Source organism: Aestuariibacter sp. GS-14 (genome assembly GCF_006494365.1).
Lineage (GTDB): Bacteria > Pseudomonadota > Gammaproteobacteria > Enterobacterales > Alteromonadaceae > Alteromonas > Alteromonas mangrovi.
In genome coordinates, this window is sequence record NZ_VHIP01000007.1 from 1 (window position 1) to 17,445 (window position 17,445).

At 48.5% G+C, this 17,445-nt stretch carries 14 protein-coding genes; 11 read left to right on the forward strand and 3 right to left on the reverse strand.

What is annotated here, in order from left to right:
• Window positions 1–130: 130 nt before the first annotated feature.
• A complete protein-coding gene (gene tal / locus FJ444_RS12555; RefSeq protein ID WP_140958661.1) occupies window positions 131–1,081 on the reverse strand; it encodes a transaldolase in 951 nt (316 codons plus the stop codon).
• Window positions 1,082–1,295: 214 nt separating this feature from the next.
• On the opposite strand from tal, the gene FJ444_RS12560 reads away from it, so the two are divergent.
• From FJ444_RS12560 to FJ444_RS12605, 10 genes are all read left to right on the forward strand, one after another.
• Window positions 1,296–2,954, forward strand: a complete 1,659-nt coding sequence (locus tag FJ444_RS12560) for a ribulokinase (protein WP_140958662.1) — start codon at window positions 1,296–1,298, stop codon at window positions 2,952–2,954.
• The gene (locus FJ444_RS12565; protein ID WP_140958663.1) at window positions 2,951–3,643 is read left to right on the forward strand and encodes an L-ribulose-5-phosphate 4-epimerase; all 693 of its coding nucleotides are present in this window, start codon (window positions 2,951–2,953) and stop codon (window positions 3,641–3,643) included. Before FJ444_RS12560 ends, FJ444_RS12565 begins: the two co-directional genes overlap by 4 nt.
• Window positions 3,644–3,678: 35 nt before the next feature.
• Complete coding sequence (araA, locus tag FJ444_RS12570; RefSeq protein WP_140958664.1) at window positions 3,679–5,178, forward strand: L-arabinose isomerase; 1,500 nt, start codon at window positions 3,679–3,681, stop codon at window positions 5,176–5,178.
• Window positions 5,179–5,300: 122 nt separating this feature from the next.
• Entirely contained in the window at window positions 5,301–5,885 is a 585-nt protein-coding gene (locus FJ444_RS12575; protein WP_140958665.1) for an HAD family phosphatase, read from the forward strand.
• 130 nt (window positions 5,886–6,015) lie between these two features.
• Window positions 6,016–7,221, forward strand: a complete 1,206-nt coding sequence (locus FJ444_RS12580; protein ID WP_140958666.1) for an aldose epimerase family protein — start codon at window positions 6,016–6,018, stop codon at window positions 7,219–7,221.
• A 15-nt stretch (window positions 7,222–7,236) separates the two neighbouring features.
• A complete protein-coding gene (locus FJ444_RS12585) occupies window positions 7,237–9,201 on the forward strand; it encodes a glycoside hydrolase family 97 protein (protein WP_140958667.1) in 1,965 nt (654 codons plus the stop codon).
• A complete protein-coding gene (locus FJ444_RS12590; RefSeq protein ID WP_140958668.1) occupies window positions 9,182–11,086 on the forward strand; it encodes a family 43 glycosylhydrolase in 1,905 nt (634 codons plus the stop codon). The genes FJ444_RS12585 and FJ444_RS12590 overlap by 20 nt, the downstream gene beginning before the upstream one ends.
• Before the next feature lie 229 nt (window positions 11,087–11,315).
• A complete protein-coding gene (locus FJ444_RS12595) occupies window positions 11,316–12,176 on the forward strand; it encodes an alpha/beta hydrolase (RefSeq protein ID WP_140958669.1) in 861 nt (286 codons plus the stop codon).
• A 125-nt stretch (window positions 12,177–12,301) separates the two neighbouring features.
• On the forward strand, window positions 12,302–12,946 hold the full coding sequence (locus FJ444_RS12600) for an outer membrane protein (RefSeq protein WP_140958670.1): 645 nt from the start codon (window positions 12,302–12,304) through the stop codon (window positions 12,944–12,946).
• 316 nt (window positions 12,947–13,262) lie between these two features.
• Window positions 13,263–15,353 (forward strand): TonB-dependent siderophore receptor, encoded by a 2,091-nt coding sequence (locus FJ444_RS12605; RefSeq protein ID WP_140958671.1) that lies wholly within the window; start codon window positions 13,263–13,265, stop codon window positions 15,351–15,353.
• Window positions 15,354–15,403: 50 nt separating this feature from the next.
• Here the strand turns inward: FJ444_RS12605 and FJ444_RS12610 are convergent, their stop codons facing one another.
• Complete coding sequence (locus FJ444_RS12610; protein WP_140958672.1) at window positions 15,404–16,036, reverse strand: hypothetical protein; 633 nt, start codon at window positions 16,034–16,036, stop codon at window positions 15,404–15,406.
• A 1-nt stretch (window position 16,037) separates the two neighbouring features.
• The gene (locus tag FJ444_RS12615) at window positions 16,038–16,529 is read right to left on the reverse strand and encodes an RNA polymerase sigma factor (RefSeq protein WP_140958673.1); all 492 of its coding nucleotides are present in this window, start codon (window positions 16,527–16,529) and stop codon (window positions 16,038–16,040) included.
• A 159-nt stretch (window positions 16,530–16,688) separates the two neighbouring features.
• On the opposite strand from FJ444_RS12615, the gene FJ444_RS12620 reads away from it, so the two are divergent.
• Window positions 16,689–17,390 (forward strand): tRNA-uridine aminocarboxypropyltransferase, encoded by a 702-nt coding sequence (locus FJ444_RS12620; protein WP_140958674.1) that lies wholly within the window; start codon window positions 16,689–16,691, stop codon window positions 17,388–17,390.
• Window positions 17,391–17,445: the final 55 nt, after the last annotated feature.

Here is a 17,445-nt window from a genome sequence, read left to right on the forward strand (position 1 = left end):
ACTGCTTCAGCCCAAGTTCATGTAGATGACTACACTTCACTTGCGCTTCATTGTATAAACGTCGCACAGACTGCTGCGAAATCATACAGCAAAGATCAACACGCCCTAATACGGACCAGCTAATTTGGCGTTATGCCAAATCAGCCAGCATGGCTTCCAGTGTAACCTGGTCTTTGGCGAACTGGCGAATGCCTTCTGCCAGTTTGTCGTGAGCCATTTGATCTTCGTTCATGTCCCAGCGGAACGCTTGCTCAGTTAATGCCGCTGGCGCTGGCTTTGGCGAATCAACCGGGTTTAGTTTACGCTCAAGTGTGCCTTCTGTGTTTGCCAGTTCATCCAGCAGTGCAGGGCTGATGGTTAAACGATCGCAACCCGCCAGTTCCTGAATTTCACTGATATTGCGGAAGCTGGCACCCATTACAACGGTGTTGTAACCGTGAGTCTTGAAGTAGTCGTAAATACGGCTTACTGACTTTACGCCCGGATCGTTAGCACCGGTAAAGTCTTCACCTGGCTGATGTGCTTTGTACCAATCCAGAATACGGCCAACAAAGGGAGAAATCAGGAAAGCACCGGCTTCGGCACTGGCACGAGCCTGAGCGAAAGAAAACACCAGGGTAACGTTGGTTTTGACGCCCTGAGACTCAAGAATGCGCGCAGCCTGAATCCCTTCCCAGGTGGCGGCGATTTTGATCAGTACCCGGCTGGTATCGATACCCTGGTCACGATAAAGCGCCAGCAGGTGATTGGCCTTTTCAACGGTAGCCATAGTGTCGAAAGACAAACGGGCATCAACTTCGGTAGACACATATCCGGGTACCTGCTCCATTAATTTACTGCCTATTAACACTGCCAGCTTGTCGGCTGCCGCACCAGCAACATCGGTTACAGCGTTCTGAGCAGCTGCCCATTTTACTGCTTCGGCTGCCAGCGGGCGGTATTTTTCAATTTGCACGGCTTTCAACAGTAACGATGGGTTGGTCGTTGCATCCTGAGGCTGGTAGCGCTTAATTGCTTCAAAGTCACCTGTATCGGCAACTACTGTGGTCATGGCCTTCAATTGTTCTAGTTGGGTTGTCATAGCATTTTCCATTCAACGGTTAACACAGAGCGGCGCGGCATTTTCCTTTTTCACAGCCAATCAGGCTGCCAGCTATTGCTGTAAGTGATGAAAAACTAAACACCACACCATTAATATTAATTTTATATTACCTTTACATTTGCGTATTATTGATATTATCATACAATTAAATTTGGTGGCTAATTTAGTTAGCAGTTCGTGGAATAGAAAGTTTATGTCTCGTTATACATTAGGGCTCGATTATGGCTCTGATTCGGTCAGAGCGCTGTTGGTTGATGTAACAACCGGTACAGAGCTGGCCAGCCATATGGTGAATTATCCGCGCTGGGCAGAAGGGCGCTATTGCGTACCCGCCCGCGACCAATATCGTCAGCACCCGCAGGACTACATCGACAGTCTTATCCAGGTAGTTAACGCGTTGTGGAAAAAAGTACCTGCCGGTACCGCTGACAACGTTGTGGGTATGAGCTTTGACACGACTGGCTCAACCCCTGTACCTGTGAACGCAGAAGGTGTGCCGCTGGCCTTAACCGACGCGTTTGCGGAAAATCCAAATGCGATGTTTGTGCTGTGGAAAGATCATACTGCCGTTAAAGAAGCCAGTGAGATCACCAAAGCTGCCAACAATAACGATGTCAATTATCTCTCTTATATGGGTGGTATTTATTCGTCTGAGTGGTACTGGGCTAAAGCGCTCCATATATTCCGCAACGATGCGGCGGTGAAAGCTGCAACCTACAGCTGGGTGGAACACTGCGATTGGATGACCGCGCTGATGTGTGGCACCACGCATCCATCACAATTACAAATGGGTCGCTGTGCTACCGGCCATAAATTAATGTGGAATGAAGCCTGGAATGGTTTCCCGCCAAACAGTTTCTTCACCAGTATCGATCCATTACTGGATGGCATCGTTGACACGCTTAACCCGTCTACACAGCCAAGTGATAAAGCCGCAGGCAATCTCACTCAGGAATGGGCCGACAAGTTAGGTCTGCCTGCAGGTATTGTTGTGGGGTTTGGTGCATTTGACTGTCATATGGGCGCGGTAGCAGCCAATGTCCGCGAAGGCGTGCTTACCAAAGTGATGGGCACGTCTACCTGTGATATTACCGTTACTACACCTCAAACATTGGGTGATACCTGTGTTAAAGGGATCTGTGGTCAGGTTGATGGTTCGGTTATTCCGGGCATGATAGGCCTGGAAGCGGGTCAGTCTGCGTTTGGTGACTTGTACGCGTGGTTTAAGAACCTGGTGTTATGGCCAACGCAAAACCTTCTGCACGAACTGATGGAAACCGGCGCCAGCGAACTGGCAGACAAAATTGAAGCCATTACCCTGCAGCGCTTGTCGAACGACGCTGCGTTATTGCCCGTGAGTGCAAACGATATAACCGCACTTGATTGGGTAAACGGCCGTCGCACACCCGATGCCGACCAAACGGTATCGATGGCAATCACCGGTATTAAAATGGGTGCCGACGCTCCTAAGTTATTTAAAGCACTGGTTGAAGCCACTGCATTTGGTGCCCGTGCCATCACCGAGCGATTCCGCTCTGAAGGCGTACCCATTGACTCCGTGGTGGTCATTGGTGGTATCTCCAAAAAATCTGACTACGTAATGCAAACCTGCGCCGATGTGTGGAACTGCCCAATCGACGTATTAGAAAGTGAACAGAGTTGTGCCTTAGGCGCCGCTATCATGGCTGCTGTGGCTGCTGGCGAATACCCAACTGTCGCCGACGCTCAGGCTGTGATGGCGTCGCCTGTTTGTAAACAGTACCTGCCGAATCCTGAAAACACAGGTGTTTACGACGAGCTCTATCAGAAATATCAAAGCCTTGGTGCCTATATCAGCGGAGGCAAGCCATGAGTTATACCGAATTAAAACGCGAAGTGTATGAAGCCAATATGGAGCTTCAGCACCGTAATCTGGTGATCTACACCTTTGGCAACGTGTCACAAATTGATCGCGCAAAAGGCGTTGTGGCAATTAAACCAAGTGGTGTGTCTTACGACCAGATGAAGCCCGAAGATATCGTTATTGTTGATTTGGAAAACAACATAGTGGAAGGCACCATGCGGCCTTCCTCCGACACCAAAACTCATACGCATTTGTATCGTGCGTTTGACAACATTGGTGGCGTAACCCACACCCACTCAACCTATGCAACGGCTTGGGCTCAGGCCAAGCAAAGCATTCCTTGTTTAGGCACCACCCATGCAGATTACGTGCACGGTGAGATTACTTGTACACGAGAGTTAACCAAAGAACAGGTAAACGGTGACTACGAAGAAGAAACGGGTGTGCAAATTACCGACGCTTATACCGACCGCGACCCGCTTTCAGCACCCATGGTGATTGTTGCGGGTCACGCGCCCTTTACCTGGGGCAAAGATGCAGCGCAGTCTGTATATCACGCTGCACTGCTCGAAGAAATTGCCCGTATGGCTTATTTAACCCGCACGCTGAGTCCAAACGCGGCGCCATTAAATCAGGCCATTCTGGATAAACACTATTTACGCAAGCACGGCAAAAACGCTTACTACGGTCAGCAATAAGCCGCAACGCACCTTTATCTATAGAGGACAGAATTATGACTACAGTACAAAAAGAAGTTTGGTTTATTACTGGTTCACAGCACCTGTATGGTCCGCGTGTACTGGAAGAAGTGGCAAACAATAGCCAGGCGTTGGCAGCCGGTCTGAATAACAGCATTCAGCCAGTTAACATTGTTTATAAAGATACAGTTAAAACACCTTCTGAAATTCATCAGGTGTGTCAGGCAGCCAATAGTGCGCCTAATTGTATTGGTGTGATTTTATGGATGCACACCTTCTCGCCAGCAAAAATGTGGATTGCCGGTTTGAACGAGCTGCAAAAGCCCTGGTTACACCTGCATACACAGTTTAATGCCGGTCTGCCATGGAGCAGCATCGACATGAACTACATGAATACGCACCAAAGTGCACACGGCGACCGCGAATTCGGTTTTATCGGCACGCGTATGCGTAAAGAGCGTAAAGTGGTTGTTGGCCACTGGCAGGATCCAAAAACCGTTAAACAAATCGACGGCTGGTGTCGTGCGGCATTGGGCTGGGCAGAAAGCCGGTCGCTGAAAATAGTACGCTTTGGCGACAACATGCGCCACGTAGCGGTAACGGAAGGCGACAAAGTTGCTGCGCAAATTACCTTCGGCTACGAAGTCCATGCTCACGGTCTGCAAGAGCTGGCTGATGTAGTAGCAAATGTGAGCGATGCTGATGTAGCAGCTCAAATGGATGCTTACTATCAGGAATACGATGTTAGCAAAGAGCTGCTGACCGACGATTACCAGCGCGACCGCTTGATGAAAGAAGCGCGTTTAGAGTTGGGTATGGAGAAATTTTTCGTTGACGGTGGTTTCGGTGCTTTCACCAACTGCTTTGAAAACCTGGCAGGCTTAACCGGTTTACCTGGTTTAGCGACTCAGCGCTTGATGGCGAAAGGTTATGGTTACGGCGGCGAAGGCGACTGGAAAACTGCGGCCATGGTTCGCATCATGAAAGTCATGGCAAACGGCCTGGAAGGCGGTTGTTCGTTTATGGAAGACTACACTTACAACTTTACAGGTGGCGTAGATCAAGTGCTGGGTGCACACATGCTGGAAGTCTGCCCGTCGATTGCCGGTAAGAAGCCGCGCCTGGAACTGCACCGCCATACCATTGGTGTGAAATGTGACGTTCCGCGTTTGTTATTTGCTGCTAAAGCGGGTCCGTCGATTAACGTATCGCCAATCGATATGGGTAACCGTTTCCGTATTCTGGTTAACGAACTGAATACCGTTGATCAGCCAGAAACGACACCAAAGCTGCCTGTTGCGTCTGCACTGTGGGAGCCTAAGCCGAGTCTGGAAGTAGCCGGTGCTGCCTGGATTTATGCTGGTGGTGCACACCACTCAGCTTACAGTCAGGCTATCACGGCCAGCATGATTGAAGACTATGCTGATATGGCAGGTGTGGAAACCGTGGTAATCGACGGTGACACTAACCTGCGTACCTTTAAGTCTGAACTGCGTTACAACGCAGCTTACTATCAGCTTAAGCAAGGCATTTAATCGACCTGCTGGTGCGTTCACACGGTGAGTTGACATGATAATATTACGATTCATTGTAGTATGAATATTACCGGCACTTTTGTGCCGGTAACTGTCTCTTGAACCGTAACGAAGGAGTTTTCATGGTCGATTTATCCGGCTACCAGGGCATTATTTTTGATATGGACGGCACGTTGGTGGATTCCATGCCGTCTCACATGGTGGCATGGGAGCGCGCATGTCAGGCGTTTGGTTACCCGTTCGACCTGGACTATATGAATTCCCTGGGCGGCGTACCTACACAACAAACTGTCGTAATACTGAACGAAAAATTCGGCATGGATCACGATCCAGTGGCTGTGGCAAAGTTCAAGCGTGAGGCATGGGAAACCATGGATCTCGAGCCTGTACTGATCCCGTCCACTATGGCGGTGTTTGAGCACTATCGCCCTACCATGCCAATTGGAATCGGAACCGGTGCAGAACGACCGCACGCTGAACATCTGCTTGCCAAGCACGGATTGTTAGCACGGATTGATTCACTGGTGACGGCCTCTGATGTAACAAATGGAAAACCGCATCCCGAAACGTTTTTAACCGTAGCGAAGCAAATGGGTGTCGCGCCACAACATTGTGTTGTGTTTGAAGACACTGAGATTGGCTTTCAGGCTGCTAAAGACGCGGGAATGGACTGTATTATGGTAAAACAGGGCGAAATTCAGCGCTAACCGTGAATTAACGCATGTGTGTTGCTGGTTTCATCAGCGGAACACACCTGCCAGTGAACTGAATCATTACTTGCATTCCCTGTTATATTTGTAATATAAAAGTATAAAAATAATTATGGGAATGTTAACCATGTCTACGCTTTCGCTTACTTCAATACGTCCTTCACAACAATTCACCGCCTCCGGTAGTCGCGCTAAGTGGCTGCTGGCAGGTGTATTGTCACTCACTTTTGGCTGTAGCAGTCAGGTGATGGCAGAAAAAGGACAAACAATGACAACGACTCCCTCTGCAACAATCAGTGCGTATGGTGTGCTAAGTGACGCTACACCGGTGAAACAAGTCACGCTGAAAAACAGCAACAACATTGAAATTGATGTCATCAGCTACGGTGGCATTATTACTCGTATGTCGGTACCCGATGCCAACGGCAAATCCGGTAACATCGTGTACGGGTTTGATTCGCTGTCAGACTATGAAACGAAAAACCCGTATTTTGGCGCGTTGATTGGCCGTTACGGCAATCGTATTAAAGACGCTAAATTCTCGCTGTTTGGTACCGAGTATCAATTGGCTACCAACGATGGTAGCAACCATCTTCACGGCGGCGTGCAGGGCTTCGACAAAAAAGTTTGGAGCATGGAACCGTTTGCAACCAAAACCAGCGCTGGCGTGAAATTAACTCTCGTAAGCCCGGACGGCGATCAGGGGTATCCCGGTGAATTAACCACGGTAGTGACTTACACGCTAACCAACGACAATACGCTGGATATGCAGTTTATTGCCACAACCGATGCACCAACCATTGTTAACCTAACCCAGCACACGTACTTCAACCTGGCGGGCAAAGGCGATATTCTGGATCACGAATTAACCATTCACAGTTCAGCAATTACTCCGGTAGACGGTGGCCTTATCCCTACTGGTGAACTCATGCCGGTTGAAGGAACTCCGTTTGATTTTACTGCGGCCAAAGCCATTGGCAAAGACATTGGCGATAGCCACAAACAGCTGTCATTAGGTAAAGGTTACGACCACAATTACGTGTTGAAAGCGCAGCCTGATGACCGCTTAATTGAAGCTGCAATGGTATACGAGCCAACCACGGGCCGCGTGCTGCGCGTACTCACCGAAGAGCCTGCTGTGCAGTTTTACTCAGGCAATTTCCTGGATGGCAGCACCACAGGTATGGGGCAGCAGCATATCTTCCGCGGCGCTTTCTGCCTGGAGCCTCAGCATTCACCTGATTCGCCAAATCAATCCGCGTTCCCCAGCACAACCCTGTTACCGGGTGAAGTGTATTCAACGCGCATTGTGTATGCGTTCGAAACCAAGTAATACGAGTGCGTAATAATGTGGCAGCGTACAACTAAACTGATACTGGCGGTGCTGGTCACCGCTATTTCGTCGGGTTCGGTATGGGCAAAGGCCATTGTCAGTTTGCACAGCCCGAACTACGAACTCAGTGCTCAGGTGTCGCTTAATAGTGATAATGCCCTGGTGTATCAGGTAAAGCGCAGAGGCGAGGCAGTGATCCAGCCTTCTGCTCTGGGCCTTACCCTCGCCAATGCATCGTTTGCCAGTGAGCTCAAACTGAACAGTGTTGGCGACGTACGCGCCATTGAATCGACTTATAGTCTGATACACGGGAAGAAACGTGACATTGTGTATCAGGCTAATGAAGTGCTGGTGAGTGTTGAAAATTCTCGTGGTGATGTGTTGGCAGTCCGCTTGCGATTAAGCAACGACGGCCTGGCGTTCCGCTACGAACTGTTGGGTAAATCTACCGACACACGCGTAGTGATCAGCGAGCAAACCAGCTATGGCATATTTGCTGACACCTTGGGATGGCTGCAACCTAAAGCGGCGGCTCAGTCGGGGTGGATGAACACCAATCCATCTTATGAAGAAGAATACCAGCACGGTATTGTAGGAAAGCTTACGCCACAGTTCAGCAACGGCTGGGTATATCCGGCTTTGTTTAAATACAAGGATACCTATCTGGTAGTCAGTGAAGCTGGCATCACCGAAGGCTATGCTGCTAGTCACCTTGTAAGTGACGAACAAGGCATATTTGAACTTGCGTTCCCTCATCCTGCGGAAACCGTTACTAACGGCCAGTTGTTACCCGAGCATGCATTGCCTTTTACATCGCCATGGCGACTGCTGTTAGTAGGCGATCTGGATACGATTGCCGCTTCTACACTGGGGACTGATGTAGCCAACCCACTAGCATTTCAGGATACCGGTTACATAAAGCCAGGGCCTGCGGCATGGAGCTGGGGGTTGCTAAAAGATGAATCAGTTAATTCTACAACCCAACGCGAATTCATCGACTATGCCGCTGACATGCACTGGCCGTATGTGCTGGTGGATGTGAACTGGGATCAGAATATTGGTTACGACGGGATTGCTAAACTTTCAAAATACGCAGCGTCCAAAAGTGTGCGTTTATGGCTGTGGTATAACTCATCAGGGCACTGGAACCAAACGGTTTACAGCCCTAAAGGTCAATTGCTTACGCAGGCCGACCGCCGCAAAGAATTTGCCCGTTTGCAAGACATGGGGATTGCCGGTGTAAAGATTGATTTCTTTCCGGGCGATGGCGCAGCCGTATGGGATTACTTTAAAGCGATTCTTAGCGATGCTGCCGAATTTAAGCTGATGGTGAATTTTCACGGCGTAACACTGCCGCGGGGATTGCAGCGAGAATACCCCAATCTGATGACGGCAGAAGGGATCAAAGGCCAGGAAATGATTACGTTCTTCCAGGACTTCGCTGACCGTCAGGCGTATCACGCAACCCTGTTACCCTTTACCCGCAATCTGTTCGATCCTATGGACTTTACGCCCACGGTGTTAGGCGATATTCCCAATATCGAGCGACGTACAACGAATGCTTTCGAATTGGCTGAAACCGTATTGTTCTATTCAGGTGTTCAGCACATTGTTACTACACCTGCGCAGATGCCATTGGTTGAGCCGCACGTAAAGCAGTTTCTGCAAACATTGCCGACAAGCTGGGATGACACAAAACTCATTGCCGCTCACCCGGGCAAATATGTTGTGTTGGCTCGCAAGGCACAGTGTCAGTGGTTTATTGCAGGCATTAGTGCCCAGGATACACCACAGCAAATCGTTATACCGGCAGATGCCTATCCTCTAACGGGAGGAACGCTGTTAATGACCGGCGAAAACGCACGCCAAACCCGCATTCAAACCTTGCCAGCAGGCGATCTTCATTTAACGTTATCTACAAACGATGGGTTTGTGCTGACAACACAAAGAGAGAGTACCAATGATTGTAAAGTCGATTAAACGGCTGACTACTGCGGCCTTGTTACTGGCCGTACTGGGCGGATGCAGCAGCACCACATCCCAGAGTGATGCTACCGCTACACAACCAGACAGCGTAGCCACGGAAGCTTCTGGCATCTTTACTAATCCGCTATTTCCAAATGGCGCCGATCCGTGGCTGGAATACTGGGACGGTAACTACTACCTCACCACCACCACCTGGACATCACAACTGGTTATGCGTAAATCCCCCACATTAGCAGGACTGGCAGACGCTACTCCGGTAAACGTGTGGTCATCCACAGACCCTGATCGTTGCTGTAACTTCTGGGCATTTGAATTTCACCGACTAAAAGGCCCGAATGGCTTTCGTTGGTACATGATGTATACCGCAGGGCAAGACGGCACGCTGGATCACCAGCACCTGAATGTGCTGGAAAGTGTTGGCGACGACCCCATGGGGCCGTATCAGTACAAAGGCGCGTTAATGCCTGATGTATGGAATATCGACGGAAACTACCTTGAGCATAACGGCAAGTTGTACGTGATTTATTCCCAGTGGCGTGGCGACACCCAGCTCAACATTATCGCTGAAATGGAAAATCCATGGACGCTAAAAGCCGGCCAGCCCCACACCGTGCTGACGACACCTGAGCTGGACTGGGAAATCAGCGGCCGTAAAGTGACTGAAGGTGCCGAAATCCTGCAGCGTAATGGCCGCACCTTTATGACCTACTCAGCCAGTTTCTGTAACACCCCGGATTACAAATTGGGCTTGCTGGAACTGGTGGGCGATGACCCAATGAATCGCGACCACTGGACAAAGTACCCAGAGCCGGTTTTCAGCCGCACTGAAACTGTATTTGGGCCTGGGCACAACGGCTTCTTTACCTCGCCGGACGGCAAGGAAGACTGGCTGGTGTATCACGGCAACGATTCTGTTGAACATGGCTGTAGTGCAACGCGTTCACTGCGCGCTCAAAAATTTACCTGGAATGAAGATGGTACGCCGCAATTTGGTGAGCCTCTGACGCCGGGAGTGGAAGTAGCCCCGCCGGGTGGCGAAAACGGCCCGTTGGTGACACGTGTTCAGGGGCAGCGTTATCAGTTGGTTAATGCAACCAGTGAGCTGTGTCTGGATATTTCGGCTGACCCGCAGGACAACCGTGCGGTACAACGCCAGTGTGCCGGCACCAACGGACAATGGGTGCTCGATTCCACCACCGATGGCTTTTTGCGGTTAGCCAATCGCGAAGACAGCAAATTCCTTGAAGTAGCGGCTTGTAGCACGGCTGACAACGCGCGTGTACAGTCTGCGGCATGGCGTAACAACTACTGTCAGCAATGGCAGGTAGCGCCGGGCATTGATGGCAATGTAACGATCACTAACCGCTACTCAGGTAAGCCGTTGGCAGTTGCAGGATGCTCAGCGTCTGCAAACCAGGCGGTATTGCAGCAGAATGCCGACAGTGCCTGTAATCAGTGGCAGCTTCGCCCGATAGGTGAGGTGGCGCTGATGAGCCAGCAAAGCGGTAAAGCTATCACGGCTGATAAAGACAATGTGGTACAGCGCGCATTTAACTATCTGGACGAACAAACCTGGGTATTCCAACCCACAGATACTGGCTACTTACAGCTAAAAGTTGATGCGGCCAGCTCGCAGTGTCTGGGCGTGGTGGATAACCAGGTTGTACCTGGGGCAAATATCGATATGGTGAACTGTGATAGTAAAACTGCTCAGTGGCGATTAGCCCCCGTGGAGGGTGGCGGCATGATGCTGTTTAACCGTTATACCCGTTTACCACTGGGGTTAACCGACTGCGGATTAGCTGAGCAAACCAACATTGCGCAACAGCCTGATTTAGGTACGCGTTGCCAGGTATTCCATTTGCGCGAACCAAAGTAATTAATACATAACCTTGTTGTTCGAGGGGCGGCACTGTGTAGGGCGGTGTTGCCCCTTCTTTTTTCTGGGGCGGTAAGCTGAAAAATCGGATAAGTGGATGAGTAACGAAGGGATGAGAGTGGGAAAGTGGCTTTTAAATTGATAGGCTTATACTCAATACTTCAAGTTAGTTCTATACTTAGAGAATAAGTATCGACTTTTTATGGAATTCACCTTGGTAAGGATAAGCATGCGAAAGAGCGTCTACCTACCCATTTTAATAAGCTTTATTGCTGTATTAGTAACCGGTTGTGTAATCAATGTTACGCCTCAGAATCTGATCTATCAGTCTCCAAAAGTGGAAACGCTGAACTTAACAAGCTTTCAGGAAAAGGCGTTTAAAGACAGTATTTCAGTAGCAATTAAGTCTATTGCTATTACAGGTGTAAGAGGCAACAAAATCAGAGGCGTACAAGTACTGTATCAAGGCGCTAAAGCCAATATAGTGTTGTTTGGAGGCAATGGTTCAACCATTAACAAGTCTGCCAGTAAGCTGCACAGATTAGGCAGTATTCCGGCCAATATCATTTGGTTTGACTATCCGGGAGCCGGTATCAGCGACAAACCAGCAGATATGAAGCCAGAGCACATGTTGCAGGATGCGATGGCCGTATACGACTACGCCACCGAGAAACTGCGCAACGATAAGCCAATGTTAATTCATGGTGTGGACCTTGGCACTGCGGTAGCCACCTATGTTGCGTTAGAGCGCAACCCTGATGGATTGGTGTTGGAAGGTGCGGTAGTAAATTTAACGCAGCTGATTTACGACAACTCGCCTGGCTGGTCTGCCTGGCTGACGCGCTACAAGCTGTCTGAAAGCTTAAAAGCGGTAGATAACGCGTATCAGGTTGGCACTTACACTGGACCATTGCTGGTTATTGTGGGTGAGAAAGACAAAAAGACACCGCCCAAATACAGCCAGATACTGTATCAGGTGTCCCCTTCAGAAAACAAAAATCTGGTCGTGGTTGAAGGAGCAGAACACAACAATGTACTGACTTCGCCCATTGCAGTAGAGGCTTATCAGGCATTTATTAAAAGCCTGTAAGCCTGGCTTCCATTCTTAATGTTAAACAGGCGCAAGTCTCACTGCGCCTGTTGATTTCACCTTTATTTTACTTCGCTTCATTACCATTGCTGTTTTGCACCCACTTGCACAGAATCAGGAATCACATGAAACAATATGTAAAGTATGCCTTATCGTTCGTTTTGCTAGGGGCTATTAACAGCGCCAACGCAGCAGCAGGATGGTTTGTTGAAGGCGCCGCCCTTACCAGCTTTTATAACTATAACGAGCGCGATGCGCGAAATGCACTGCCCGACAGGGTAACCCAGTTTCTCGGTGACGATGACCTGACTGGCAGTGATAATGATCTAATCAATTACTACCTGGCAGTAGGGTATTATGTAATGCCCACAACCAGTGTGAAGCTGACTTATGCCAGTGGCATAGATTTGGGCTTTTTAGACGGACTAAGCTGTTTATTTTGTTCCGACGGAACCGAGCACTACCATACCGATGCTGAATTTAGCTATATCTCGACTGACGTTACGCATCGCTTCTACACCATCAGTGACGCGTTTCACTTCTATGCTAAAGCGGGAGTGGCTTACTACTCCATTGAAAGCATGACCACGCAAAAGCAGTCTGCCGAGTGGACGACAATAAGCAAAGACAAAACGAACAAATGGGGAGTACTTGGTGGCGTTGGTATTGCCTGGGATCTCACCGATAATGTTTCGTTGAACGGCGGTGTGAGTCTGCATCAGTTTATGGCAATAAAACAATACAGCATCGCCTTAGAGTACCGTTTTTAACCTCTTTTGAGTACGGGCTACGGGGAATAAGTTAGCTGGCATTTACAATGCAAAACAGACTCTTTGTCTGTTGTAAATGCCGGCTAAGCGCTTACGCTGCTTGATTACCTGCGTGCATTATTGTGCTCGGAATTGGCGCAGGTATTCGCTTAGAATAATCAAATATAACCAATTCTTTACATTGGTTGAAATTAATAATAATTCGCATTAACATTCTTTCCCGCGATTGCAGTCCCAGGACATCTAATAACAATAACAATGCATCGCGCACAGGCTTGTGCCTTAAGAACGCACACAAACAAATGGAGAGAATGGCTTGAAATTCCAACTATCTGCGATTACCGCAGCGTTGCTGATTAGCAATACTGCACTGGCAAATACCGAAGACGATCCGGAGCGTATTGTTGTTGAAGGGCAGTATTTGTCGTTCAATAAATCGAATTCGGTAAAAACCCCCACCCCCATCATTGATGTGCCTCAGAGCCTGTCAATTATGACCGCCGATGAAATCATCGCGCGTGGTATCACCAGCATTGGTGAAATTATTGACTACACGCCAGGCGTGAACACCTCGATGGGTGAAGGTCACCGTGACTCAGTGGTGTTCAGGGGGGTGCGATCAACAGCCGATTTTTATATCGACGGTAACCGCGACGATGTGCAGTACTTCCGTTCTCTTTACAACATTGAGCAGGTTGAAATTCTGCGCGGCCCGAACGCATTGTTGTTTGGTCGCGGTGGTACCGGCGGAATCCTGAATCGCGTATCCAAAAAAGCCAGACTGGACGATGCGTTTACCGGTTACAAAGCTACGCTGAATACCTTTGGCGGGTACAGCGCAGAAATCGATACTAACGCCAGCTTAAGTGAAACCTCTGCAGTACGCGTAAATGCAATGTATGAATCATTAGAAAATCACCGCGATTTCTTCGGTGGTGAGCGTATCGGCTTTAATCCAACTGCACGCTTTGAACTCAGCGCTGATACAGTGCTGGACGTATCTTACGAATACATTAATCACGATCGCTTTATTGATCGCGGTATCCCTACCGGTGAAAATGGCAAGCCCGTTGAAGCGTTAAAAGACATTACGTTTGGCGATCCAAACAACAATTACCACGAACTGGATGCGCATGTGTTTCGTGCCAACGTAGAACATCAGTTTACCGATACTATTAAAGGAAACCTGAACGCGTTTTACGGCGATTACGACAAAGTGTATGCAAACTTTTACGCAAACAACTTTGATGAAGCCGAAAATACTGTTGAGCTTGACGGGTATATTGACAACACCCAACGCGACAACCTGATTTTTTCGGGCAATCTGATTGGTGAATTCCAGACAGGTGGAATTGGCCATGTTGTGATCACCGGCGCTGAATTCATTCAAACCAACTCAGACCAGAACCGCTTTAACCCTGTCTTCAGTACCTCAGGTAACGACAAAGAGACTTTTGCCATTGAGCGACCACTTAACATTCGCGGCATGGCTGGCGTGAATGCTGAAGGCACGCCGTTTACCGTTGCGTTTACCGCGCTTAATGATGATACCCGTGTAACACTGGATGTGTTTTCATTCTACCTGCAAGACGAAATTGCGCTTTCAGAGCATCTGGACCTGGTGCTGGGTGCGCGTTTCGACAGCTTTGATATCGAAGTATTCGATGCGAAAGCGGGTAACACGCAAAATCGCAAAGACAGCCAGGTATCGCCACGTGCCGGGCTGATTTATAAGCCGCAGGAAAATATCTCTTTGTATGCCAGCTACAGCGAGTCATTTTTGCCTCGTAGCGGCGAGCAATACACCGATATAAATGGCGACAAAAGCCAACTCGATCCAGATACTTACAGCAACCAGGAAATTGGTCTGAAGTGGGATTTTGCGAAAGGGGTGAGCTTCACCGCTGCGGTGTTTGAAAACGAACAGAAATCGCCACAGGTAGCTGATGACGATCCGGCCACACTGGATGTGATCAATTCTGAAATTTCAGGCTTTGAACTGCAATTCAGCGGTGCAATTAGCGACGACTGGAACCTAACGGTGAACTACAGCAACCTTGACGGGGAAATTGTAGAGCGCACAGGCCCAACCGGACTGACCCCACGTGAGCTGCCGGAAAACACCTTCTCAGTATGGTCTACCTACCAGGTTAATGACCGCTTTGGTTTTGGTGTAGGGGCAACGTATCAGGACGAGAGCTTTATTAACAACAGCAACAGTGCTGTGTTACCGAGCTATACGCGTGTTGATGCGTCGGCATACTACGATATTTCAGATAATCTTCGCGTTCAGCTGAACATTGAAAACCTGACCGACGAAGTGTATTACCCCAATGCACACTCAACTCATCAGGTAACTGTAGCGGCACCAATAAATGCTATGTTAACAGTGGTCGGTAAGTTCTAACCGACATCTTTATGCATAAAGCACAGGTTCAGCCTGTGCTTTGTTTAACCTTAGTCTTCTCGTAACGCCTTCATTTCATTAAGTAATGCCTTGAGCTTTTTAATTTCACTGCCGTATACCATGGTGACATCGGCGCGGTAAATCCTTGCTCCTGCCACGCCCAAAATAAGTGAAATGAGCCCGATTACAGCATAAACAGTAAACGACGGCATTCCGTTGCTATTAACCATGTCCAGTTGAGTTAACACACCTATTGCACTGTCAGAATAAGCATATCGCGCAGTGCAAATTGCAAAAAGTGCAGGGTAAAAAAAGCGGTAAATTTGGGTGTACTGAGCAATGGCATTATCTAACCAGATATCAAATTCGTTAAGGTACTCAAAGCTAGATTGGTCCTTGCTAATCTTGCTTAATTTCTTTAGCTGTCCGTGTCCTACCATTACCAGTCCAGTTAGCATTGCTGCTATTATTGCTCCGACAAATGGCGCGCCAACGTATGCCACGGCACTGCCAATAACCATCGCAGCAAAGAGCACAGCCTTCTGATTTGCAGCAAACAGTGATTCAAATTTGTCTACGAGGTTTTGCGACTTCATCGCATACAGATTATTCACTTTTGGAGCAATCAGCGCCATATCGTCAATAAATCCGCTTTGCCAGATGTCTTCAATGGATTTGCGCATGTCAGGTCTCCAAATTATGCAATAGTTTGTTCAGGCGGTGTTTAATTCGCGATATACGAACACCAATGTTATTCGCTGTCAGCCCGAGTATTTCCGCAATGACCTGATTCGATTGTTGCTCCAGGTAAAGGAGAATTAGGGCCCTGTCGATTTCAGATAACTGGTGAATTGCTTTGTACAAGTATCGGACTGATTCATCCTGGACGAATTGAATGTCACTCATTACTTGCTCTGGCAAAGGGTCAGACGTAAAGGTTAACGGCGAGCGTGTTTGCCTTTTTAAATACGTTAAACACACGTTGAAGGCGATTTTGTAAATCCAGGTTGTCCAGGCGCAATTGTGGTTGAAGCGCTCATGGCTGCGCCATATCTGCAGACACACTTCCTGATAATAGTCTTCGAAGTCTTCCTGATTATTGGTGTAAGCACGGCAGATCTTAATGATGATGCCGGCATAAGGCAGTATCTGCGTGGTGTAAAAATCGCTACCCATTTATTTCGTCATTGTGTTGTTTTGTTAGTTAGTGGCTGGAAAGCTAATTTATTACACTCTAGTGCCATTTTTTTATTTTGAAAGACATAACCGGGGAGGGTAACTGGTAAATTGGCATTTCAGGTATACTATGCTTCTTTACCTTTGAAGTCCTGACTTTTGCACAACGCTATTCTTGCACTCCGCCAGCGCGAACTGGCTTTATCAACCAAACCCTTTGCTGCACGTGGTGGAAAGGTAAAACGCTGTCAGCAGTGTTTGCTGCCAGTGCCAGACTGTATGTGTGCTCATACCCCTGCGCCTATGGCTGACGCAGCGTTTTTGTTTTTAATGGCGAAAGGCGAATGCTACAAGCCTTCCAATACGGGACGTTTGATTGCAGATGTGGTGAAAACCAATTTCGCCTTTACCTGGCAACGCTTAGAGCCCCAGCAAGCATTACTGGACTTGCTCAACGATGCGCGTTACGCGCCTATTATTATTTTCCCACATGAATATGCAGAGCCAGAGCGATGCATTCACAATCTTGATAGCGTGCCAGACAGCCGCACACCATTATTTATTATGCTCGACGGCACCTGGCGCGAAGCGCGCCGAATGTTTCGCAAGAGTGAGTACTTGCAGCATTTACCGGTATTGGGAGTACGCCCGGTTGCACAGTCTGATTATTTGCTTCGGGAGGCTGCCCATGATTATCAGTTGTGTACTGCAGAAGTCGGTGTTGAAGTATTAAAACTGGCTGGAGATACCGCGTCTGCTGACGCGTTGACTCGCTATTTCAAGGTATTTCGGCGAAGTTATCTGAAGGGTAAACCGCATTTAACCGATAAAAATGAACAGGCAGAAAACGGTCTGGAGTGAAACGTTTTCCGCCTGGGGACGAACTGTTGTAGCTATTACAGTAAGCGATATTACA